Below are 20,506 nucleotides of genomic sequence, written 5' to 3' on the forward strand. Positions count from 1 at the left end.
CATTTCCGACCCGTCCTGACTACTGACTGACGCCCTCGAACACTACGCCCTCACCAGGTCACGCGGTACCCGAACCAGCCCTGGAAAACGGACATTTCGCCACGAAGCTCACTTGCGACCTGGTCAGGGGATTCGGTAGGGCTATAGGAGCACCCATTCGACACGGCCGGCTTCGGAGGCGCCGCACACCTTCAGTGCACGTATTGGCATCGGCAGCCATATGCCGAGAACGATGGAGGACATCATGTCACCCCAGCTCGACGCGCAGACCCGCCTGGCGGCGTCGACAGCCCCACTCGCACACCTGTCCGCGGAAGGCGGAGGGGAAACCCAGGAAACGCGCGAGGACTCCCCGGTGGCCACGGCCGCCGCCGACCTCCCTTACGACGATCCGGGCCACGAGTTCCCGGTCCTCCTCGCCGACCTGCCGGAGATCCCCCCGTACGACGAGGTGGGGCCGCTGGACGCCCGCGCCCTCTCCAAGACCCTCTTCGCCCGGCTGGAGACGCTGGTCGAGGGCACCGGGGAGTTCGCCTACGTACGGAACACCCTGGTCGAGCTGAACCTCGCCCTGGTGAAGTTCGCCGCCTCCCGCTTCCGCTCACGCAGCGAGCCGATGGAGGACATCATCCAGGTCGGCACGATCGGCCTGATCAAGGCGATCGACCGGTTCGAGCTGAGCCGCGGCGTGGAGTTCCCCACGTTCGCCATGCCGACGATCATCGGTGAGATCAAGCGGTTCTTCCGCGACACCTCCTGGTCGGTGCGGGTCCCGCGCCGCCTCCAGGAGCTGCGCCTGGACCTGGCGAAGGCCGGGGACGAGCTGGCGCAGAAGCTGGACCGCGCGCCGACCGTGCGCGAGCTCGCCGACCGCCTGGGCCTGAGCCAGGAGGAGGTCGTCGAGGGGATGGCGGCGTCCAACGCGTACAGCGCCAGCTCGCTGGACGCCCAGCCCGAGGAGGACGACTCCGAGGGCGCGCTGGCCGACCGCATCGGCTACGAGGACAACGGCATCGAGGGCATCGAGTACATCGAGTCCCTCAAGCCGCTCATCGCGGAGCTTCCCGCGCGTGACCGCCGCATCCTCTCGCTGCGTTTCACCGCCAACATGACGCAGTCGGAGATCGGCGAGGAGCTGGGCATCTCCCAGATGCACGTCTCCCGTCTGCTGACCCGCACGCTGAACCGGCTGCGCAAGGGGCTGACGGTGGTGGAGTGACCGGTGCGACCGGCCCCCGCACGGCCGCGTCGCCCGCACAGGCTTCGGCAGGGCCCGCTTCCCCTCACGGGGAGCGGGCCCTGCCGCGTCTCACCGCGCGGTCAGCCCCCTCAGCCCAGCGGGACCACCGGCTCCCCCGCCCGCCACACGGCGGCCACCAGCGGCACTCCGGGCCGGTAGGCGAGGTGGACGTGGCTGGTCGCGTCCAGCAGCACCAGGTCGGCGCGGGCGCCGGGCGCCAGGCGGCCCACGTCGTCGCGGCGCAGGGCGGCGGCCCCTCCCGCGGTGGCCGACCAGAGGGCCTCGTCGGGCGTCATCCCCATGTCGCGGACGGCGAGGGCGACACAGAAGGGGACGGAGGAGGTGAAGGAGGAGCCGGGGTTGCAGTCGGTGGAGAGCGCCACGGTGGCGCCGGCGTCGAGCAGGCGGCGGGCGTCGGGCCAGGGGGCGCGGGTGGAGAACTCGGCGCCGGGCAGCAGGGTGGCGACGGTGGAGCCGGAGGCGAGGGCGTCCACGTCGGCGTCGGTGAGGTGGGTGCAGTGATCGGCGCTGGCCGCGTCGAGTTCGACGGCGAGCTGGACGCCGGGGCCGTGGCCGAGCTGGTTGGCGTGGACGCGCGGGGTGAGACCTTTGGCGCGTCCGGCGGTGAGGACGGCGCGGGCCGCCTCGCCGTCGAAGGCGCCGCGTTCGCAGAAGACGTCGACCCAGCGGGCGTAGGGGGCGCAGGCGTCCAGCATGGGGCCGGTGACGAGGTCGACGTAGGCGGCGGGGTCGTCGGCGTACTCGGGGGCGACGATGTGGGCGCCGAGGTAGGTGACCTCGTCGGTGTGGGCGACGGCGACGCGCAGGCAACGGGCCTCGTCCTCGACGGTGAGGCCGTAGCCGGACTTGGTCTCGAAGGTGGTGGTGCCCTGCCTCAGCGCCTCGGCGAGGTAGCGGGCGACGTTGGCGGAGAGCGTCTCGTCGTCGGCGGCCCGGGTGGCGGCGACGGTGGTGCGGATGCCGCCCGCGCTGTACGGGCGCCCCGACATCCGGGCGGCGAACTCCTCGGTACGGTCCCCCGCGAAGACGAGGTGGGAGTGGGAGTCGACGAAGCCGGGGACGGCCGCCCGCCCGCCGGCGTCGGCGACGTGGTCGGTGGCGGGGACCCGGCCGCTCTCCCCCGTCCACACGACGCGCTCGCCCTCGAAGACGACGGCGGCGTCCCGGATCACCCCGAGCGGCGAACCGTCGCCCTGCTCCGGGTCGTTGGTCACCAGCGAGGCGATCCCCACCACCGCCGTCGACCCGGTCTTCGCGTTGCCGCGCTCGCTCTCCATCACCATCACCATTCCGACAAGGGGACTTGCTGACAACTTGCTGGCGGTTAGGGGGTCCGCCACGGCGTACGGCTCACCGCGCCGCCGCCCGGCCCCCGTCCCGGACGGCGGCCACCGCCTCGGCGAGGGCCCGCCCGGTCTCGGGGAGCCGTACGTGCTGCCCGTCGCGGACGATCACCCGCCCGCCCACCAGTACGTGCCGCACGTCGGCGGCGCTCGCCGCGAAGACGGCGGTCTCGGCGCCGAGCAGCGGGGCCGCCCCGGCCGTCCGCACGGTGTCGAGGGCGATCGTGGTGAGGTCGGCGGGGGCGCCGGGGGCCAGGGTGCCCGCCTCGGGGCGGCCGAGGGCGGCATGACCGTCGGCGGTGGCGGCGCGCAGCAGGGCGGCGGCGGTCCAGTGGCCCCGTGTGCGGGTGCGTAGCCGCTCGTCCAGTTCGAGGGCGCGGGCCTCCTCGAAGAGGTCGATGACGGCGTGGCTGTCGCTGCCGAGGCTGAGCGGGCTGCCGGCGCGCTGGAGGCGGGGGGCGGGGCCGATGCCGTCGGCGAGGTCGCGTTCGGTGGTGGGGCACATGCAGGTGCCGGTCGCGCTGGTGCCGATGAGGGTGATGTCCTCGTCGGTGAGGTGGGTGTTGTGGACGCCGGTGGTGCGCGGGCCGAGGACGCCGTGGTCGGCGAGGAGCTGGGTGGGGGTGCGTCCGGTGGCGGCGAGGCAGGCCTCGTTCTCGGCCTGTTGCTCGGAGAGGTGGACGTGCAGGGGCGCGCCGCGGTGCCGGGCGAAGTCGGCGACGGTGGCGAGCTGGTCGGCGGGGACGGCGCGTACGGAGTGGACGGCGGCGCCGATCAGGGTGTGGCTGTCGCCGCGCAGCTGGTCGGCGCGGGCGGCCCAGGCGTCGGCGGTGGTGTCGCTGAACCGCCGCTGGTGGCGGTCGGGGGCGGCGCCGAAGCCCGAGGAGAGGTAGGCGGTGTCCAGCAGGGTGATGCGGATGCCCGCGTCGGCGGCGGCCGCGATCAGCGCCTCGCCCATGGCGTTGGGGTGGTCGTAGGGGCGGCCGTCGGGCTGGTGGTGGAGGTAGTGGAACTCGCCGACGGCCGTGATCCCGGCGAGCGCCATCTCCGCGTAGACGGCGCGGGCCAGCGCGTAGTAGCTGTCCGGGGTGAGGGCGGCTGCGAAGCGGTACATGGTCTCGCGCCAGGTCCAGAAGGTGCCGCTGCCGACCTGGACGGTGGCGCGCAGCGCGCGGTGGAAGGCGTGCGAGTGGGCGTTGGCGAGGCCGGGCACGGTGAGGCCGGGCAGCCGGACGGCGCCGGCCGGGGGCGTCTCCACGCCGGTGCGGACGGCGAGGATGTGCCCGGGCGGGACCGGGGCGTCGGCGGTGTCGCCCAGCTCCTCGTCCACGGGGACGGGGCCGGGCGCGTCCGGCGGTACGAGGTCCACGACGACGCCGTGTTCGACGCGCTCGCCGAGCCAGGCGTGCTCCAGCCAGTAGGTGTTCACACGCACGCGAGCCCCTCCAGGACGTCGGTGAGGGCCTGGACCCCGGCGAGGCAGTCGTCCTCGGCGGCGTGTTCGGCCGGGGAGTGGGAGACGCCGGTGGGGTTGCGGACGAAGAGCATGGCGGCGGGTACGGAGTCGGCGAGGATGCCCGCGTCGTGTCCGGCGCCGGTGCCGAGGACGGGGACGGGCGGCATGCCGGGCGCGTCGAGGATGCGGCCGAGTTCGGCGCCGAGGGCCTGGTGGAACTCGACGACGGGGGTGAACGACTCGCGTATGACGCTGAGTTCGATCCCGTCGCGCTCGGCGCGGGTGCGGGCGGCGGCCTCGACGGCGGCGGTGACGGCGTCCAGGCTCGCCTGGTCGGGGGCGCGGGAGTCGAGCCAGCCGCGGACCAGGGAGGGGATGGCGTTGACGCCGTTGGGCTCGACGGCGACCTTGCCGAAGGTGGCGACGGCCCCGGCGAGTTCGGCCTCGCGGCGGGCCTCCAGGACGGTCCCGGCGTAGGTCAGCATCGGGTCGCGGCGGTCGGTGAGGCGGGTGGTCCCGGCGTGGTTGGCCTCGCCGTGGAAGTCGTACCGCCAGCGGCCGTGCGGCCAGATGGAGCCGGCGATGCCGACGGGGTCGCCGGTGAGGTCGAGGGAGCGGCCCTGCTCGACGTGGAGTTCGACGAAGGCGCCGATGCGGGAGAGGCGTTCGGGGTCGGGGCCGAGGGTGTCCGGGTCGTATCCGGCGGCCTCCATGGCGGCGGGCAGGGTGATGCCGTCGCCGTCGCGGAGCTGCCGGGCGTCGGCGGGGGTGAGGCGGCCGGTGGCGAGGCGGGAGCCGACGCAGGCGAGGCCGAAGCGGGCGCCCTCCTCGTCGCCGAAGTTGACCAGGGCGATGGGGCGGGTGGGGACGGCGCCCCGGTCGAGGAGCCGGTCGAGGGCGGCGAAGGCGGAGACGACGCCGAGGGGGCCGTCGAAGGCGCCGCCGTCGGGTACGGAGTCGAGGTGCGAGCCGGTGACGACGGCCTGGCCGGGGCCGGCCTCGGCCCACCCGGAGACGCCGTACCAGGCCCACTGGTTGCCGTTGCGGTCGACCTCGTGGGCGAGGCCGCGCAGCTCGGCCTGGTCGCGGAACCAGGCGCGGCACTCGCGGTCGGCGCCACCCCAGGCGTAGCGCCGGTAGCCGCCGCTCGCGCGGTGGCGGCCGAGAGGGGCGAGCTCGCGCCACATGGTGAGGAAGTCGGGGGCCTGGCGGGCGGTGCCCGTCGGGCTCGCGGGGCGGGGGTGGGACACCAGGGGTCTCCTCCGGAGGGGGCCGGCCCGCACCCTGTTCATTCACGAGCCGTTCCGCTGAATATAGCTAGTCAGTCCGGGTGCGTCAGCCCCGGCGCCCTGGCCTCGGGCGCGTCGCGATGGTTGCCTGACCCTCATGGGTGATCACCAGAGCGACCTCAGCCACCTCACCGAGCGCCCCGGCGCCACCGGCGCCAACGAGCCGCGGTCCCGCGCCGCCCGCCGCGACCGCGCAATCCGCGCCGCGGTCGCCCAGGGCCTGGTCGGCCCGGACCAGCCGCTCGCCGGACTCCTCGACGTCACCGGCATCCGCGCCTCGGCGGCCGCCCTGCACGACGCCTTCGACGCCGTCACCGCTCCCGGCACACCGGTGCTGCACGCCTTCGCCGTCAAGGCCACGCCGCTCGTCCCGGTGCTGCGGCTGCTGGCCGAGGCGGGCATCGGCGCCGAGGTCGCCTCCCCCGGCGAACTGGCCCTCGCCACCGCCGCGGGCATTCCGCCCGAGCGGATCGTCCTGGACTCCCCCGCCAAGACCCCGGCCGAGATCCGCGAGGCGCTGCGCCTGGGCGTCGCCCTCAACGCCGACAACCCGCAGGAACTGGAGCGCCTCGACGCCATCCTGGACGGCACCACGCCCTCCTCCCCGGTCGGCGTACGCGTCAACCCGCAGGTCGGCGGCGGCACCATCGGCGCCCTCTCCACCGCCACCCCCACCTCCAAGTTCGGCGTGGCCCTGCGCGATCCGGGCGCACGCGACTGGGTCCTGGACGCCTACGCCGCCCGCCCCTGGCTGACCCGGCTGCACGCCCACTCCGGCTCGCAGGGCATGCCGCTGGAACTCCTCGCCGAGGGGCTCGGCGCGCTGTACGAGCTGGCCGAGGAGATCAACGAGGCCGCCGGGCGCAAACAGATCGACACCCTGGACATCGGCGGCGGCCTGCCCGTCAACTTCGGCTCCGACGCGGACGACCCGAGCCACGCCGCGTACGCCGCGCTGCTGAGGAAGACCGTGCCCGGCCTCTTCGACGGCCGCTACGCCCTGGTCACCGAGTTCGGCCGCTCGCTGCTGGCCAAGCACGGCACGACCCTCGCCCGCGTCGAGTACACCAAGTCCGCGGGGACGCGCCCCATCGCCGTCACCCACGCCGGGGTCCAGGTCGCCACCCGCACCGTCTACAACCCCGACTCCTGGCCGCTGCGCATCGCCGCCTACGACGCCGAGGGCCGCCCCCGCACCGGCGACACCGTCGTCCAGGACGTGGCGGGCCCCGCCTGCTTCGCCGGCGACCTGCTCGCCACCGGGCAGCGCATGCCGCGCCTGCACCCCGGGGACTGGGCGGCGGCCCTGGACACCGGGGCGTACTACTTCGCCCACCACTACGCGTACAACAGCCTGCCCCGGCCCGCGGTGTACGGGTGGACGGAGGCGCCCGGCACCTCGGGTAAGGAGGCGGCGGTGCGCTTCGCGACGGTGCGGCCGGGGCAGACCGTGGCCGAGATCGTCGCCGAGGGCGGCGCGGCCCACCTGGACGGTCTCACCGGCCTGTCCTGAAGCGCCCTTCCGCGGCCGGGATCTTCGGTGCTTGTGCGGGTCCGGTCCGGGTAAGGAAGCCTCCATCACTCACCTGGGAGGACCCATGAGCGCCACCCGACCCGCCGGGGCGCCCGGCAACCCGCCCGAGGAGACGTCCGGTTCCCCCGCCGGGGAGCCGGCCCTCAAGCGGGCCATCGGCCCCAAGCTGCTGATCCTCTTCGTGATCGGCGACATCCTCGGCACCGGCATCTACGCCACCACCGGCAAGGTCGCCGGGAAGGTCGGCGGCGCGCTGTGGGTGCCGTTCGCCATCGGATTCGTGGTGGCGCTGCTGACGGCCGCCTCCTACGTCGAACTGGTCGGCAAGTACCCGAAGGCGGCCGGGGCGGCGCTCTACACCCAGAAGGCGTTCAAGGTCCCCTTCCTCACCTTCATCGTCGCCTTCATGGTGATGTGCTCGGGACTCTCCTCCGCCAGCGCCGCCGCGCTCGCCTTCAGCGGCGACTACATGAGCGAGCTGACCGCGGGCGCGCTGCCGCCCACCCTCATCGCCGTCGCCTTCGTCCTCATCCTCGCCGCGGTCAACCTGCGGGGCGTCGCCGAGTCGGTGAAGGTGAACGTCGTCCTCACCCTGGTCGAACTCAGCGGCCTCGCCGTGATCCTGGGGATCGGGGCGTACGCGGTGACGACCGGCGGGGGTGAGCCGTCCCGGCTGGTCGAGTTCGAGTCGAGCGGGACCGGGTTCGCGCTGATGACCGGGGTGCTGGGTGCCACGGCCCTCGGCTTCTTCGCCTTCGTCGGCTTCGAGGACTCGGTCAACATGGCCGAGGAGACCAAGGATCCGGCCCGCACCTTCCCCCGGGCCATCTTCATCGGCGTCGCGGTGACCGGGGTCCTCTACATCCTGGTGGCGCTGGTCTCCTCGCTCCTGGTCGACACGGGGACGCTCGCCGGGTCGGACGGACCGCTGCTGGAGGTGGTCAAGGCGGGCGGGGTGCAGTTCCCGTCCCAGCTCTTCGCCCTGATCGCGCTGTTCGCCGTCACCAACTCGGCGCTGATCAACATGATGATGGCCTCGCGGCTCTGCTACGGCATGGCCAACGAACGCATCCTGCCGCGCGTCATGGGGCGGGTCCTGCCGAGGCGCCGGACGCCGGTGGTCGGCATCGTCTTCGTCACCCTCCTCGCCCTCGGGCTGGTCCTCACCGGCGAGATCGAGGGGCTCGGCGACACCACGTCCTTCCTCCTCCTCTGCGTCTTCGCCGTCGTCAACGTCGCCGTGCTCGTCCTCCGCAAGGACCGTGTGGAGCACGCGCACTTCCGGGTGCCCACCGCCCTCCCCGTCCTCGGCGCCGTCACCGCCCTCGTCCTCGCCAGCCCCCTCGCCGACCGCCCCGCCGACGTCTACGTCCGCGCCGGCGTCCTCGTCCTCCTGGGCACCGCCCTCTGGGCGCTCAACAAGCTGGCGATGCGGCGGGCGTGGGGCGCGAAGGGGTGAAGGGGTGAAGGACGAGAAGCCCGGCCGGCCCTGAGGCAGGCCGGGCGCGCGTCGACGGCCCTCAGGGGCAGGGGGGCTCCCGGAACCGGGAGGCCGCCGAGCCTCCATGCCGGAGGCCTCCTTACTCCACCTCCTGCGGATACCGCAGTCCGACGATGTCCCGCACCGTGTCCAGCGTCCCCATGACCTCCCAGGCTCCGCCAGAGCGGCACCAGCGCCGACTGGGTGGCTCCCTCGCGCAGGCAGCGCGTCACCTCTCTCGCCTGGGGGACGTACCCGTTGCCGGCCTCCGCCTGGGCCTGGACCACCTCGGGCGCATGGCCGCTCCGGTGCAGCACCAGCCGGAGCGGGCGATAGAAGTCGCCCGGGGTCTCGATGCGCCCCCGGGTTCCGTGGACGACGGCCGCGCGGGCGCTGTCCGCCTCAAGGGAGCACGACAGCACGGCCATGGCGCCGTCGGCGTACCCGAGGACCATGCCGGTCGTCTCGTCCACCCCCTCCGGTCCCAGGTGGGACCAGGCGGTCACCTGGTCGGGCCGGCCCAGGACGAGATGGGCCAGCGAGACCGGGTAGGTGCCCAGGTCGAGCAGGGCCCCGCCGCCGGAGTACGGGGCGCGGAGCCGGTGGCCCGAAACGCGGGGGGCTCGCGCGCCGAAGTCGGCGTGGACGGAGCGGCCGGCGCTGAGGCCAAAGAGAGCCCGGCCGGCGCCTGAGGCCATCGCACCCCGCCGCGGAGGCGGGCAGGTTGGCGAACCTTAACGCCCCGAACGCAAGTACCCCTGGAAAATGCCAGAACTTCCCCGAGCCCCCACCACCATGCGTAGCCTCGTGCTCACACCCCCAGCCGCACCCCACGTCCGGGAGGAACCCCCGCATGCCCGGAATCGACGAGTGCCTGCTCGGCATCATGAAACTCCCCGGAGCCCGCGGCGCAGCCGTCGTCGACTGGACGAGCGGGCTCGCCCTGGGCACCATCGGCGAGTCCCCCAACGACGACCACGAGGCGACCGCAGCGGAGACCGCCGAGGTCGCCCGCATGGCCGCCGAACAGCCCGCGTTCGCCCTGGAGTCGGCGCGCGAGCCCACCCGGCCGGAGGGCGAGACGGTCCCCGGCCTGGAGGACGTCATCGTCACCTCCCGAGCCGGCTACCACATCCTCCGCTTCGTCGAGACGGACTTCGACAGCAGCGTCTTCGTCCACCTCTGGCTGGACCGCTCCGACGGAAACCTGGCCCTCGCCAGGATCCGCCTCGGCGAACTGGCGGAGCGGCTGGTCCTGGCATGAGACCCCCCGCCTCCCCCGCCGCCCCCTTACCCTCGGTCTCCCCGATGCTCCAGCGCCTCGCCGACGAGCGGGCCACCGGCGCGCTGATGCGCGACCGCGGCACGCTCTACCTGGCGGACGGCCAGGTGGTGCACGCGGAGTCCCCGGCGACCCCGGGCATCGACGTCCTGCTGACGGCCGGCGGCACGCTGCCGAAGGCCGGCTGGTGGGAGGCGGTGGCGGCGGCCGGGGCGCGGCAGCGGGTCGCCGCGTACCTGGTGGACAGCGGCCGGGTGCCGGGCGGCGCGCTGGAGCTGTGCCACCTCGGCGCCCTGTACGACGCGGCGTTCTTCGCCCTGGCCCCGACCAGCGCCCCGGCCCGCTTCCGCTACGGCGTCTCGCACTGGATCGGCCCCGTGCGCCCGGTCCCGGCCCGCTCGGTGGAGCGCGAGACGCTGCGCCGCCGCGAACTGCTGGACCGCATCTGGCCGGACGCCACGGTGGACACCGCCCCCCTGGTCCGCCTCACCGAGGCGTCCGACCTCCCGCTGACCCCGCGCCGCCGTGCCGTGCTGGAGGCGGTCGACGGCACCCGCACGGCCGCCGCGATCGCCCTAGGGCTGGGCCGCTCGGCCTTCCACACCCTGGTGGACGTACGGCGGCTGGCCGCGGCGGGCGCGATCGACGCCCTGCGGACGTACGGCCGCCCCGACGACGCCTCGCCCGGCCCGCACCCCGGGTCCCCCGTCCTCCCCGAGGTGACGGCCGACCCGGACATCGCCCTGCTGCGCCGGCTCCGAGACGCCCTGGAGGTCCTGTGATACGCGCGCGCCGACAGCGTGCCGAGAGGAGACAACTGATGGCTGCCGAGGCGGAAGTCCTCGACGAACTCCAGCGGCTGCGGGCCCGCGTCCCGCTGCTCTCGGGGGCCCTGGCGGCCTCGGCCGACGGCCTGGTCCTCGCCCAGGACACCGCCGGGGTCGAGGCCGAGAGCCTCGCCGCCCTGACCGCCGCCGCCCTCGGCGTCGCGGTCCGCCTGACCGACGCCACCGCCCGCGGCTCCTTCCGCGAACTCCTCGTACGCGGCGAGAAGGGGTACGTGGCGACGTACGCGGCGGGCTCCTCGGCGGTGCTGACCCTGCTCGCCGAGGACCGCATCAACGTGGGCCGCCTGCATCTGGAGGGCCGCCGCGCCGGAGCCCGGATCGGCGCCCTGGTCGACGCGGCCCTGGAACGCGCGGCCGCCCCGCAGCCCCGTACCGAGCCCGCCCGCGCCGGTCTCCCGGCCCGCCCGGCGGCGCCGCCGCAGGTCGCGGGCCCGGCCCCCGGCACCCCACCGGGCGCCCTGCCCCGGCGTCCCGTATGACACCCCCCGGAACCCGACCGAAGTCCCCGGCCGCCCCGGCCGGCGGCGTACCGCGGAAGCAACCGAAGAAGAAGAGGACTGCACCCATGGCGAACACCGAAACGGCCCTGAAGGAAGCGATGAGCGGCATCGAGGGCGCCACCGGCGTCGCCCTCGTCGACTACACGAGCGGCATGGCGCTGGGCACCCTCGGCGGCGGCAAGGACTTCAACCTGGAGGTCGCGGCGGCGGGCAACACCGACGTGGTCCGCGCCAAGCTCCGCACCATGGAGCACCTGGGGCTGAAGGAGGAGATCGAGGACATCCTGATCACCCTCAGCGGCCAGTACCACCTGATCCGGCTGCTCAAGTCCCGCGGCGGCAACGGCCTGTTCCTGTACCTGGTGCTGGACGCGGCCCGCGCCAACCTCGCGATGGCCCGCCACCAGCTCCGCCGCATCGAGGCCGAGCTGGAGGTCTGAGCCGCGACCGGGTACGGACGCGGGCGGGGCGCACCTTGGAGGCCGGCACCCCCGTGGCACGCCCCGCCCGACCCGTCGTACGCGCCGCCCGGCGCGGCCGGCGCTCAGCGCCGCTTGCCGCCCCCGGGCGCCGCGTCCCCGGCCCGCAGCCCGGTCGTCCACAACCGGGTCGCCTTCGCGCCCAGCGGGCCGCCCGCGCCCCGGCCGAGCGCGTCGGCGGCGGTCCACAGCAGCGCGTCGCCGGCCTCCTCGACCCGCCCGGTCCTGCGGGCCCGCAGCCACAGCCCCGTGCCCCATCCGGCGAGCAGCATCCCGCCCGCCGCGGGGAGGACGAAGGCGCTGCCGAGGGCGGCGGCGAAGGCGAGCGCCAGCCACCAGGCGTGGCCGCGCCGCCAGTTGCGTACCGTCACGGAGCGGGCCTGGAGGATGTCGGCGCGGGCGGCGCGTTCCGCGTCCTGTGCCAGCGCGGCGGCCCGGCCACCGCGCACCAGCGGGACGAGCACGGCCGCCAGCAGGAAGAGCAGGGCTCCGACGAGGACACCGATGCGGCGCCCGGTCAGCCCGTCCGGGATCAGCCCGACGCCCGCGGCGATCGCCCCGAGCCACCACAGGGGTGCCGATCCGGCCCGTTGGACCACCGCCACCCGTACCAGTCCCCGCGCTCCGCGTCTCAACTCCCGCTCCTCCCGGTCGCGTCGTCCCCCGGCCGTCGGGGGCGGATGTGGAGCCGGAGGTTACCGGCCTTTCGTGAGACGCGGGTGAGAAACGGGCACGCCGCCCGCCGCCGGGCGGTGCGCCGGAGCTACTCGGCGAAGAGCCCCCGCTCGGCCGCGCGCGCGTCGAACCGCTCCAGCTTGGCCTGCGCGTCGGGCAGCGCGTCGCACATCGCCTCCAGCAGCACCCGGCCGAGCAGCATCGGCGCGCAGGCGGTGTCGAAGGCGAGACCGGTCCCCACCGCGCCCGGGATGAGCACGTCGGAGTGGGCCGCGACCGGTGCGAACGCCGAGTCGGCCACCGTCACCACGTTCAGCCCGCGCTCGCGGGCGTACGCCAGCGCCTCCACCACCTCGCGCGGGTGGCGGGGCAGCGCGAAGCAGAGCAGCGCTGAGGCCCCGGCGAGCCGTGCGGCGTCGATCCGGTCGACCAGCATGGTGCCGCCCTCCTCCAGCAACCGCACGTCCGGATGGACCTTGGCGGCGAAGTACGCGAAGCCGTACGCCTGGGAGGCGGCCGCCCGCAGCCCCAGCACCGGCAGCGGCCGTGAGCCGGCCAGCAACCGCCCGGCCCGCTCCAGCGGCGCCGGGTCGGCGAGGAACTCGGCGAGCCGCCGCAGGTTGGCGATCTCCCCCTCGACGGCCTGCTGGTAGCCGTTGGCCTCGGCGGGCGCGGCCGCGGAGGCGGGGGCGCGATCACGCAGGTCGCGCCGGAGCGCCGGGTAGCCGTCGAAGCCGAGGGCGACCGCGAACCGGGTCACGGAGGGCTGGCTGACCCCGGCCAGCTCGGCCAGCTCGACGCTGGACAGGAAGGGCACCTCGTCGGCGTGGCGCACCATGCAGTGCGCGATCCTGCGCTGCGTGGGCGTCAGCCGACGGCCCTCGAAGAGCCCCTGGAGCCTCCCGGCCGGGCTGTGGGTCATCTGTCGCGTCCCCTCGGAACTCGCCGCCATTCACCGCTCATGCGCTGTGCATGACTCTATACAGCGTGCGGGGCCCGGGCGGAGCCGGGCATCTCGGCGGCGACCAGGCCGAAGGTGGCTGAGTCACGGCTTCCCGTTCCGCTTCAAGACGGCCTCAATCGCCGGCCGGGCTCGGTTTGCCCCCAGGGGGCGTCTGCCGCCCTAGGGGATGTCCGCAACGTCCCACCCCGGGTCGAGCGGGGATTCCTGCCCGTCGACGGGAGTGCGTACGCCCATGGCCACGCCCTCCCCGGCGCCCGACGGGAGGGAATCACTGACGGGAATCCCGAAGCTGCCTGTGAATGCGAGGAGTTGAGACATGCCAGGCATGATGGAGCAGCCCACTGACAAAAGTCGGGCGACGCCTGGAGAGAGGGTGCGCGGGGACCGCCGCACCCCCCGGGCGGAGCCCAGGAGGGCGGGACGACGGCGGTCCCCGCGAGGGACGGGCGCCGGGTCAGGGCCGGGCGCCGCGTCCACGGGCGTCGTCGGAGGTCCGGGAGCCGCTCCGGAGGTCCGTGACGCCGTTCGCGTGCCGGCGAGGTGGTCCATCGCCCCCGGGTGGTCCCGGTGGTCGTGTTCCGTCCCTGCCGACATCCACCAATGTGCCGGACGCGTGTTAACCGGGTGCTGCGCCGACGTGTCGGGCTCGTACCACTTGTGCGAAGGCGAGCGCGGACCGCTCCCGGGCACCCCGGGGAGCGGTCCGCGCCGGGGGTCACTTGACGGCGGCGCCGGCCGAGCGGGCGAGGAAGGAGAGCAGGTCCTGGCGGCTGACGACGCCGGTGGGCTTCCCCTCGACCAGCACGATCGCGGCGTCCGCCTTGCCGAGGACGGCCATCAGGTCGGCGACCGGCTCGCCGGAGCCGACCTGCGGCAGCGGGCGCGACATGTGCTTCTCCAGCGAGTCGTCCAGGGCGGCGCGGCTGGCGAAGAGGGCGTCGAGCAGTTCGCGCTCGACGACCGAGCCGACGACCTCGGCGGCCATCACGTCGGGGTGGCCCGCGCCCGGCTTGACGATCGGCATCTGCGAGACGCCGTACTCGCGCAGCACATCGATGGCCTCGCCGACGGTCTCCTCGGGGTGCATGTGGACGAGGGAGGGCATGGCTCCCTCCTTGTCGCGCAGCACGTCGCCGACGCGGGGCTCGTCGCCGCCCTGGTCGAGGAAACCGTAGTCGTTCATCCACTCGTCGCTGAAGATCTTCGAGAGGTAGCCGCGGCCGCTGTCCGGCAGCAGGACGACGACCACGTCGTCGGGGCCGAGCTCGCGGGCCACCTCCAGCGCGGCGACGACCGCCATGCCGCAGGAGCCGCCGACCAGCAGGCCCTCCTCCTTGGCGAGGCGGCGGGTCATCTGGAAGGAGTCCTTGTCGGAGACCGCGACGATCCGGTCGGTGATGTCCCGGTCGTAGGCGGTCGGCCAGAAGTCCTCACCGACACCCTCGACCAGGTACGGACGGCCGGAGCCGCCGGAGTAGACCGAGCCCTCGGGGTCCGCGCCGACCACCCGCACGGCGCCGTCGCTGACCTCCTTCAGGTAGCGGCCGGTGCCGGAGATGGTGCCGCCGGTGCCGATGCCCGCCACGAAGTGGGTGATCTTCCCGTCCGTCTGCTCCCACAGCTCAGGGCCGGTCGAGTGGTAGTGGGAGAGCGGGTTGTTCGGGTTGGAGTACTGGTCGGGCTTCCACGCGCCCGGCGTCTCCCGGACCAGCCGGTCGGAGACGTTGTAGTACGAGTCCGGGTGCTCCGGGTCGACGGCGGTCGGGCAGACCACCACCTCGGCGCCGTACGCCCGCAGAACGTTGATCTTGTCCAGCGAGACCTTGTCGGGGCAGACGAAGATGCACTTGTACCCCTTCTGCTGCGCCACGATGGCCAGGCCGACCCCAGTGTTTCCGCTGGTCGGCTCGACGATCGTGGAGCCGGGACGGAGCAGTCCGCGCTCCTCGGCGTCCTCGATCATGCGCAGGGCGATGCGGTCCTTCACGGAACCGCCGGGGTTGAAGTACTCGACCTTGGCCAGGACCGTCGCCTGGATTCCCTCGGTCACGTTGTTGAGCCTGACCAGCGGGGTGTTGCCGACCAGATCGACCATCGAGTCGTGGATGTGCACCGTTGTCTCCGGGCGTCGATGAACTGCGTAACGCAGGGCTGTATGGGTGCGCACAGCGTAAGCCGCCCGGGCCCCCCGGCGTGGCCGCCGGGGATTGGCGCACGGTCCCGGCGGGGCACAGTGTGGGTGTACGGCTACGAGGAGGTGGCTGCCGGTGATGTCGAGGGCGAGGGTGGCACGGCGGATCGCGGCGGGCGCGGCGTACGGCGGCGGCGGCATCGGACTGCTCGGCGTGGCCGGCGTCGGGGTGCTGCTGGCCGAGGCGCAGCTGGCCAAGCGCTCCGTGGGAAGCCAGGGGAACGGGGCCGCGCCGCCGCGCGCCGACGGGGTGTACGGGAGGGCCTTCGGCATCCGGCCCGACGGGGAGCCGCCGCTGGAGCCGCTGCGGTTCCTGATGCTGGGCGACTCGACCGCGGCAGGGCAGGGGGTGCACCGGTCCCGGCAGACCCCGGCCGCGCTGCTCGCCAGCGGGCTCGCCGCCGTCGCGGAGCGGCCGGTGGAGCTGCGGAACGTGGCGGTGCCCGGGGCCCGCTCCGACGACCTCGACCGGCAGGTGTCGCTGGCGCTGGCCGACGGCGGGTGGGTGCCCGACGTCTGCGTGCTGATGGTCGGCGCCAACGACGTCACCCACCGCATGGCCGCCACCGAGTCGGTACGGCTGCTCGCCTCGGCGGTACGGCGGCTGCGCACGGCCGGGGCCGAGGTGGTCGTCGGGACCTGCCCCGACCTCGGCACCATCGAGCCCGTCTACCAGCCGCTGCGCTGGCTCGCCCGGCGGGCCTCGCGGCAGCTGGCGGCCGCCCAGACCATCGGGACGGTGGAACAGGGCGGGCGAACCGTCTCCCTCGGCGACCTGCTCGGGCCCGAGTTCGCACAGAACCCGCGCGAACTGTTCGGTCCAGACAACTACCACCCCTCGGCGGAGGGGTACGCGACAGCGGCGATGGCGGTGCTCCCCACCCTCTGCGCCTCGCTGGGACTCTGGCCCGAGAGCGAGCGCCCGGAGCCCGCCCGCGACGAGGGCTTCCTGCCCGTGGCCCGCGCCGCCGCCCGCGCCGCCTCCGAGGGCGGCACCGAGGTCACCGCGGCCGGGGGGCCGCGCGGTCCCCTCGCCCTCCTCAAGCGCCGACGCCGCCGTCGCATCGCCCACGAGTCCTCCCCCGAAACCGTCCCCGAGGCCGGCGCCCACCCGGGCCAACCGAGCTGACCCCCTGCCCTGGCCTCAAGCGCCGGCCAGGCTAAATCCAGCCCGGCCGGCGCTTGAGGCCAGCGGTGGCCGGCACAGGAAAGCCGGACCCCAGCCGATACAGCCCAACCGGCGCCTGAGGCACCCCCTGACTCGGCCCAGCGGCCATGAGCAAGCGCTTAGAAAGTGCGGCCCGTGTCACAGCGCAGGGTGGGTGACCCGGCGCGTTACGTACGGGTAGCTTCCGCAGGGAAGCCTTGCCCCCGTACTGAGGAGCCGCCCGATGCCCGAAGCCGTGATCGTCTCTGCCGCCCGCTCCCCCATCGGCCGCGCCTTCAAGGGCTCCCTGAAGGACGTACGCCCGGACGACCTGACCGCCCACATCATCGAGGCGGCCCTGGCCAAGGTCCCTGAGCTGAACCCTCGTGACATCGACGACCTGATGCTCGGCTGCGGCCTCCCCGGCGGCGAGCAGGGCAACAACCTGGGCCGGATCATCGCCGTCCAGATGGGCATGGACCACCTGCCCGGCTGCACGGTGACCCGCTACTGTTCCTCGTCCCTCCAGACGAGCCGCATGGCCCTGCACGCCATCAAGGCCGGCGAGGGCGACGTCTTCATCTCGGCCGGTGTCGAGACGGTCTCCCGTTTCGCCAAGGGCAACTCCGACTCCCTCCCCGACACCCGCAACCCGGTCTTCGCCGAGGCGGAGGCCCGTACGGCCGCCGTCGCCGAGCAGGGCGCGGACTCCTGGCACGACCCGCGCGAGGACGGCAAGCTGCCCGACGCGTACATCGCGATGGGCCAGACCGCCGAGAACCTGGCCCGGCTGAAGGGCGTCACCCGCGAGGAGATGGACGAGTTCGGCGTCCGCTCGCAGAACCTCGCCGAGGAAGCCATCAAGAAGGGCTTCTGGGAGCGCGAGATCACCCCGGTCACCACCCCGGACGGCACCGTGGTGAGCCAGGACGACGGCCCGCGCGCCGGCGTCACCCTGGAGGGCGTGCAGGGCCTGAAGCCCGTCTTCCGCCCCGACGGCCGGGTCACCGCGGGCAACTGCTGCGCGCTCAACGACGGCGCCGCCGCCCTGGTGATCATGTCCGACACCAAGGCGCGCGAGCTGGGCCTGACCCCGCTGGCCCGGATCGTCTCCACCGGCGTCTCCGGCCTCTCCCCCGAGATCATGGGCTACGGCCCGGTCGAGGCGAGCAACCAGGCGCTCCGCCGGGCGGGCCTGACCATCGACGACATCGACCTCGCCGAGATCAACGAGGCGTTCGCCGCCCAGGTCATCCCCTCCTACCGCGACCTCGGCCTGCCGCTGGAGAAGGTCAACGTCAACGGCGGCGCCATCGCCGTCGGCCACCCCTTCGGCATGACCGGTGCCCGCATCACCACCACCCTCATCAACAGCCTCCAGTTCCACGACAAGCAGTTCGGTCTGGAGACGATGTGCGTGGGCGGCGGCCAGGGCATGGCCATGGTCATCGAGCGCCTGAGCTGACCACCGGCGAAGCACCCGGAAGACCCACGGAGGGTGGCCCCGCGCGTACGCCGGGCCACCCTTCGCAGGTGGTGAGGGGGGCACAGTGGAAGCATCACCTCCACCCCTCCCGCCCCTCCTCCATTCTGTGATCCAATCTCCCCCAGGATGTGACCTATATCCCGGGGGTATGGCGTTTCCGCAGGTCAATATGGGTTGAGGAGGATCGCCCCACCCAAAGACCTGTCCCTTTCGTGACGTAATGCACTGACAGCCGGATGGTTCGCCCTTCAAGCTGATGTAGGAAGTCGGGGACCGACTCGAACCGGGAGTACGTCAGTGAGCGCCATGACCCTTGCCCTGCTGATCGCCCTCGCCGCCGCCGTGGTGGCCGTGGGGGCTGTCGCCCTGCACGCCGTGCACGGGCTGCGCCGGCAGATCGCGGCGCTCCGCGCCGAGCTCCGCGCCATCCACACCGGCCGCGCCACCGTCCCGGCCGCGCGGGCCGACGCGGACGGCATTCGCGAGGCCGTCGCCGAGGCACTCGCCGAGGAGCGCGAGCGCGAGCTGGCCGAGGCCCGCGCGTTCTGGGCGGCGCAGGAGGCGCGGGACGCCTCGGACGCGCCCTCGCTCCTGGGCGGCCTGCACGGCCTGGTCGACGACCTGTTCATCCCGCGCCAGGCGGACCTGGCCGGGCTGGACGCGCTGGACGCCGCCGAGGCCGCGCCGCCGGTCCCGGCCGCCGAGCCGGAGGAGGACTCCCCCGAGCTGGCCGCCGCCCGCCGCCGCCACCCCTCGCACCCGGACTTCGTCCCGGTCCGCCCCACACCGGTGGAGCGCGAGGTGACCGGGGACGACCACGAGACGACGGTGGCGGTGCTGGAGGAGCTGGCGGAGGCCCGCACGGCGCTGGCCGACGTGCGGCCCGGCCCGCTGGGCACCCTCGACGTCTACGTCTTCGCCGACGGCACCACCCTCTGCATGACCCCGGGCCACCGGGAGACGGCCGAGCTGCTGGCCGGGTCGCTGCGGGCCGGTGAGACGCCGGTGCTGCTGGGCGGCTCCGGGGTCTCGGGCGCGTACGCGCTGACCTTCTCCTGCGGCGAGGACAACGTCTACCTGCTGGCCGACCGCGTCATAGCCTCCGTCTGAGCCCCGCGGCCCGTCCCTGACGGGCCCTCTCCCCCAGTCCGCGTCCCGTCTCCGGGGCGCGGACTTCGCGTGTCCGGCGCGGGGCCACCGGGGGCCGCGTACGCCCGGTCAGATCCCGGCCCGCTCCCGGGCCTCGGCGACGCGCGCCACGGCCGCCTCCAGCGCCTCCTGGCCGGGCAGGACGAGGGCGAGGTCGTGGGCGGCGACGGTGACCTGGTCGGCGACGGCGAACATCCCGGCGTCGGGCATCACCCGCACCTCACCGGCGGGCTCCTCCAGGCGCTGGGCCCGGGCGGAGAGCTCCCGGGCCAGTTCCAGGGCCTCGGCGGCGGCGCCGCGCTGGAGCTTGCTCTGCGGGGCGGCCCGCAGGCGGTCGGCGAACTGGTCCACGGCGCTGGTCAGCGGGGTCGTATCAAGCACACCACCGACCCTATGCCCTGGGCGGGAACGGCGAAGCGCCCCGCGGAGAGCTCCGCGGGGCGCTTCGTGGTGTGCGGCGACTGCCGTCCTGCCGTCAGTCGTCACCCTGGAGGATGGCGATGAGACGCAGGAACTCCAGGTAGATCCAGACCAGGGTCAGGGTCAGGCCGAAGGCGGCCAGCCAGGACTCCTCGCGCGGAGCACCGTAGGCGATGCCGTCCTCGACCTGCTTGAAGTCGAGGGCGAGGAAGCAGGCACCGAGCAGGACGCCGATGATGCCGAAGATGATGCCGAGGCCGCCGCTGCGGAAGCCGAGGCCGTCACCGCCGCCGAAGACGGCGAAGAGCAGGTTCACCGCCATGAGGAGCACGAAGCCCATCGCGGCGGCCATCACGAAGCCGTAGAAGCGGCGGTTGACGCGGATCCAGCCGGCCTTGTAGGCGACGAGGACCGCGGTGAAGACCGCCATGGTGCCGATCACGGCCTGCATGGCCGCGCCGTTGGCGATGTAGTTGTCGACGACGTTGCTCACGACGCCGAGGAAGACACCCTCAAGGGCCGCGTACGCCAGGATCAGCGCGGGCGAGGCCTTGCGCTTGAACGACTGGACGAGCGCCAGCACCATCGCGACGAGACCGGCGCCGATGGCGATGCCGTACGACTTGCCCATGTTGGCCGGGTCGATCGGCAGGAACCACCAGGCGAGGGCGGCCGTGACGATCAGCGTGCCGAGGGTCGTCGCCGTGCGCATGACGACGTCGTCCATCGTCATACGGTCGGTGGTGGGCGCCTGGACGCCGTACTGGTCCTGCGCGTACGGGTTGGCGTACGTCTGCTGGTCGCCCTGGGCGTACGGGTTCTGACCCGCGTAGGGGTTGCCACCCGCGTACGGGTTGCCCTGCTGCGTTCCAACGGCGGGGCCCCCGGCCTGCGGCGCCGCGTTGAACTGCGCGTGGCCGTTGTCGCGGCTGAACCCCCGTCGCGAGAAGACCGGGTTGCTGCTCCTCATCTCACTCCTCCGTGGCCACCCTGCGTGGCCTT

The 20,506-nt window shown here is 73.9% G+C and carries 19 protein-coding genes; 10 read left to right on the plus strand and 9 right to left on the minus strand.

Features of this window, described 5'->3' with window-relative positions; all coding sequences use genetic code 11:
* Positions 1-232: 232 nt before the first annotated feature.
* Positions 233-1,219, plus strand: a complete 987-nt coding sequence (locus ACFWMZ_RS05250; RefSeq protein ID WP_383183572.1) for an RNA polymerase sigma factor SigF — start codon at positions 233-235, stop codon at positions 1,217-1,219.
* Positions 1,220-1,329: 110 nt separating this feature from the next.
* Here ACFWMZ_RS05250 and hutI read toward each other — a convergent pair whose 3' ends face one another.
* The 3 genes from hutI to ACFWMZ_RS05265 all read right to left on the minus strand — a co-directional run bounded on the left by hutI (position 1,330) and on the right by ACFWMZ_RS05265 (position 5,310).
* Positions 1,330-2,544: an imidazolonepropionase gene (hutI, locus tag ACFWMZ_RS05255; RefSeq protein ID WP_383199687.1), complete on the minus strand. Its 1,215-nt coding sequence runs from the start codon at positions 2,542-2,544 to the stop codon at positions 1,330-1,332.
* A gap of 67 nt (positions 2,545-2,611) precedes the next feature.
* The gene (locus tag ACFWMZ_RS05260) at positions 2,612-4,033 is read right to left on the minus strand and encodes a formimidoylglutamate deiminase (protein ID WP_383183586.1); all 1,422 of its coding nucleotides are present in this window, start codon (positions 4,031-4,033) and stop codon (positions 2,612-2,614) included.
* A complete protein-coding gene (locus ACFWMZ_RS05265) occupies positions 4,030-5,310 on the minus strand; it encodes an allantoate amidohydrolase (RefSeq protein WP_383199603.1) in 1,281 nt (426 codons plus the stop codon). The genes ACFWMZ_RS05260 and ACFWMZ_RS05265 overlap by 4 nt, the downstream gene beginning before the upstream one ends.
* 136 nt (positions 5,311-5,446) lie before the next feature.
* On the opposite strand from ACFWMZ_RS05265, the gene ACFWMZ_RS05270 reads away from it, so the two are divergent.
* A complete protein-coding gene (locus tag ACFWMZ_RS05270) occupies positions 5,447-6,862 on the plus strand; it encodes a diaminopimelate decarboxylase (RefSeq protein WP_383199605.1) in 1,416 nt (471 codons plus the stop codon).
* 85 nt (positions 6,863-6,947) lie between these two features.
* The gene (locus ACFWMZ_RS05275) at positions 6,948-8,342 is read left to right on the plus strand and encodes an APC family permease (RefSeq protein WP_383199607.1); all 1,395 of its coding nucleotides are present in this window, start codon (positions 6,948-6,950) and stop codon (positions 8,340-8,342) included.
* On the opposite strand, the gene ACFWMZ_RS05280 is transcribed toward ACFWMZ_RS05275, so the two are convergent.
* Positions 8,249-9,061, minus strand: coding sequence for a Gfo/Idh/MocA family oxidoreductase (locus tag ACFWMZ_RS05280; protein ID WP_383199609.1), 813 nt, complete (start codon positions 9,059-9,061; stop codon positions 8,249-8,251). The genes ACFWMZ_RS05275 and ACFWMZ_RS05280 overlap by 94 nt on opposite strands.
* Before the next feature lie 155 nt (positions 9,062-9,216).
* Here ACFWMZ_RS05280 and ACFWMZ_RS05285 point away from each other — a divergent pair, with 155 nt between their 5' ends.
* The 4 genes from ACFWMZ_RS05285 to ACFWMZ_RS05300 all read left to right on the plus strand — a co-directional run bounded on the left by ACFWMZ_RS05285 (position 9,217) and on the right by ACFWMZ_RS05300 (position 11,433).
* Positions 9,217-9,627 carry a hypothetical protein gene (locus ACFWMZ_RS05285; protein WP_383183562.1) on the plus strand — a complete coding sequence of 137 codons (411 nt, stop codon included), beginning with the start codon at positions 9,217-9,219 and terminating at the stop codon, positions 9,625-9,627.
* Positions 9,624-10,427 (plus strand): transcriptional regulator, encoded by an 804-nt coding sequence (locus ACFWMZ_RS05290; protein ID WP_383199611.1) that lies wholly within the window; start codon positions 9,624-9,626, stop codon positions 10,425-10,427. The genes ACFWMZ_RS05285 and ACFWMZ_RS05290 overlap by 4 nt, the downstream gene beginning before the upstream one ends.
* Before the next feature lie 38 nt (positions 10,428-10,465).
* The gene (locus tag ACFWMZ_RS05295) at positions 10,466-10,972 is read left to right on the plus strand and encodes a roadblock/LC7 domain-containing protein (protein ID WP_383183558.1); all 507 of its coding nucleotides are present in this window, start codon (positions 10,466-10,468) and stop codon (positions 10,970-10,972) included.
* 86 nt (positions 10,973-11,058) lie between these two features.
* Positions 11,059-11,433, plus strand: coding sequence for a hypothetical protein (locus tag ACFWMZ_RS05300; protein ID WP_383183556.1), 375 nt, complete (start codon positions 11,059-11,061; stop codon positions 11,431-11,433).
* Positions 11,434-11,537: 104 nt separating this feature from the next.
* Here ACFWMZ_RS05300 and ACFWMZ_RS05305 read toward each other — a convergent pair whose 3' ends face one another.
* From ACFWMZ_RS05305 to ACFWMZ_RS05315, 3 genes are all read right to left on the minus strand, one after another.
* Positions 11,538-12,077: a hypothetical protein gene (locus tag ACFWMZ_RS05305; protein ID WP_383199689.1), complete on the minus strand. Its 540-nt coding sequence runs from the start codon at positions 12,075-12,077 to the stop codon at positions 11,538-11,540.
* A 158-nt stretch (positions 12,078-12,235) separates the two neighbouring features.
* Positions 12,236-13,069 (minus strand): MurR/RpiR family transcriptional regulator, encoded by an 834-nt coding sequence (locus ACFWMZ_RS05310; protein WP_383183554.1) that lies wholly within the window; start codon positions 13,067-13,069, stop codon positions 12,236-12,238.
* A gap of 757 nt (positions 13,070-13,826) precedes the next feature.
* A complete protein-coding gene (locus tag ACFWMZ_RS05315) occupies positions 13,827-15,224 on the minus strand; it encodes a cystathionine beta-synthase (RefSeq protein ID WP_383199613.1) in 1,398 nt (465 codons plus the stop codon).
* Positions 15,225-15,396: 172 nt separating this feature from the next.
* Here ACFWMZ_RS05315 and ACFWMZ_RS05320 point away from each other — a divergent pair, with 172 nt between their 5' ends.
* The 3 genes from ACFWMZ_RS05320 (at position 15,397) to ACFWMZ_RS05330 (ending at position 19,045) form a co-directional block, all read left to right on the plus strand.
* Positions 15,397-16,431, plus strand: a complete 1,035-nt coding sequence (locus ACFWMZ_RS05320; protein ID WP_383183582.1) for an SGNH/GDSL hydrolase family protein — start codon at positions 15,397-15,399, stop codon at positions 16,429-16,431.
* A gap of 262 nt (positions 16,432-16,693) precedes the next feature.
* A complete protein-coding gene (locus tag ACFWMZ_RS05325; RefSeq protein ID WP_383199615.1) occupies positions 16,694-17,914 on the plus strand; it encodes an acetyl-CoA C-acetyltransferase in 1,221 nt (406 codons plus the stop codon).
* Between the two features lie 327 nt (positions 17,915-18,241).
* Positions 18,242-19,045 carry a hypothetical protein gene (locus ACFWMZ_RS05330; RefSeq protein ID WP_383199691.1) on the plus strand — a complete coding sequence of 268 codons (804 nt, stop codon included), beginning with the start codon at positions 18,242-18,244 and terminating at the stop codon, positions 19,043-19,045.
* A gap of 108 nt (positions 19,046-19,153) precedes the next feature.
* Here the strand turns inward: ACFWMZ_RS05330 and ACFWMZ_RS05335 are convergent, their stop codons facing one another.
* Together ACFWMZ_RS05335 and ACFWMZ_RS05340 are read right to left on the minus strand one after the other, a co-directional pair.
* A complete protein-coding gene (locus tag ACFWMZ_RS05335; RefSeq protein ID WP_383183548.1) occupies positions 19,154-19,465 on the minus strand; it encodes a hypothetical protein in 312 nt (103 codons plus the stop codon).
* A 94-nt stretch (positions 19,466-19,559) separates the two neighbouring features.
* Positions 19,560-20,474, minus strand: a complete 915-nt coding sequence (locus ACFWMZ_RS05340; RefSeq protein ID WP_383199617.1) for a Bax inhibitor-1/YccA family protein — start codon at positions 20,472-20,474, stop codon at positions 19,560-19,562.
* Positions 20,475-20,506 lie beyond the last annotated feature (32 nt).

The organism is Streptomyces sp. NPDC058373 (assembly GCF_042723275.1).
Lineage (GTDB): Bacteria > Actinomycetota > Actinomycetes > Streptomycetales > Streptomycetaceae > Streptomyces.

What these genes read in the sequence shown, in the direction of transcription:
- ACFWMZ_RS05250 (WP_383183572.1), top strand. Translation starts at nt 233, where the DNA reads ATGGAGGACATCATGTCACCCCAGCTCGACGCGCAGACCCGCCTGGCG.
- ACFWMZ_RS05280 (WP_383199609.1), bottom strand. Translation starts at nt 9,061, where the DNA reads ATGGCCTCAGGCGCCGGCCGGGCTCTCTTTGGCCTCAGCGCCGGCCGC.
- ACFWMZ_RS05310 (WP_383183554.1), bottom strand. Translation starts at nt 13,069, where the DNA reads ATGACCCACAGCCCGGCCGGGAGGCTCCAGGGGCTCTTCGAGGGCCGT.
- ACFWMZ_RS05295 (WP_383183558.1), top strand. Translation starts at nt 10,466, where the DNA reads ATGGCTGCCGAGGCGGAAGTCCTCGACGAACTCCAGCGGCTGCGGGCC.
- ACFWMZ_RS05270 (WP_383199605.1), top strand. Translation starts at nt 5,447, where the DNA reads ATGGGTGATCACCAGAGCGACCTCAGCCACCTCACCGAGCGCCCCGGC.
- ACFWMZ_RS05330 (WP_383199691.1), top strand. Translation starts at nt 18,242, where the DNA reads ATGACCCTTGCCCTGCTGATCGCCCTCGCCGCCGCCGTGGTGGCCGTG.
- ACFWMZ_RS05275 (WP_383199607.1), top strand. Translation starts at nt 6,948, where the DNA reads ATGAGCGCCACCCGACCCGCCGGGGCGCCCGGCAACCCGCCCGAGGAG.
- ACFWMZ_RS05285 (WP_383183562.1), top strand. Translation starts at nt 9,217, where the DNA reads ATGCCCGGAATCGACGAGTGCCTGCTCGGCATCATGAAACTCCCCGGA.
- hutI (WP_383199687.1), bottom strand. Translation starts at nt 2,544, where the DNA reads ATGGTGATGGAGAGCGAGCGCGGCAACGCGAAGACCGGGTCGACGGCG.
- ACFWMZ_RS05300 (WP_383183556.1), top strand. Translation starts at nt 11,059, where the DNA reads ATGGCGAACACCGAAACGGCCCTGAAGGAAGCGATGAGCGGCATCGAG.
- ACFWMZ_RS05325 (WP_383199615.1), top strand. Translation starts at nt 16,694, where the DNA reads ATGCCCGAAGCCGTGATCGTCTCTGCCGCCCGCTCCCCCATCGGCCGC.
- ACFWMZ_RS05340 (WP_383199617.1), bottom strand. Translation starts at nt 20,474, where the DNA reads ATGAGGAGCAGCAACCCGGTCTTCTCGCGACGGGGGTTCAGCCGCGAC.
- ACFWMZ_RS05290 (WP_383199611.1), top strand. Translation starts at nt 9,624, where the DNA reads ATGAGACCCCCCGCCTCCCCCGCCGCCCCCTTACCCTCGGTCTCCCCG.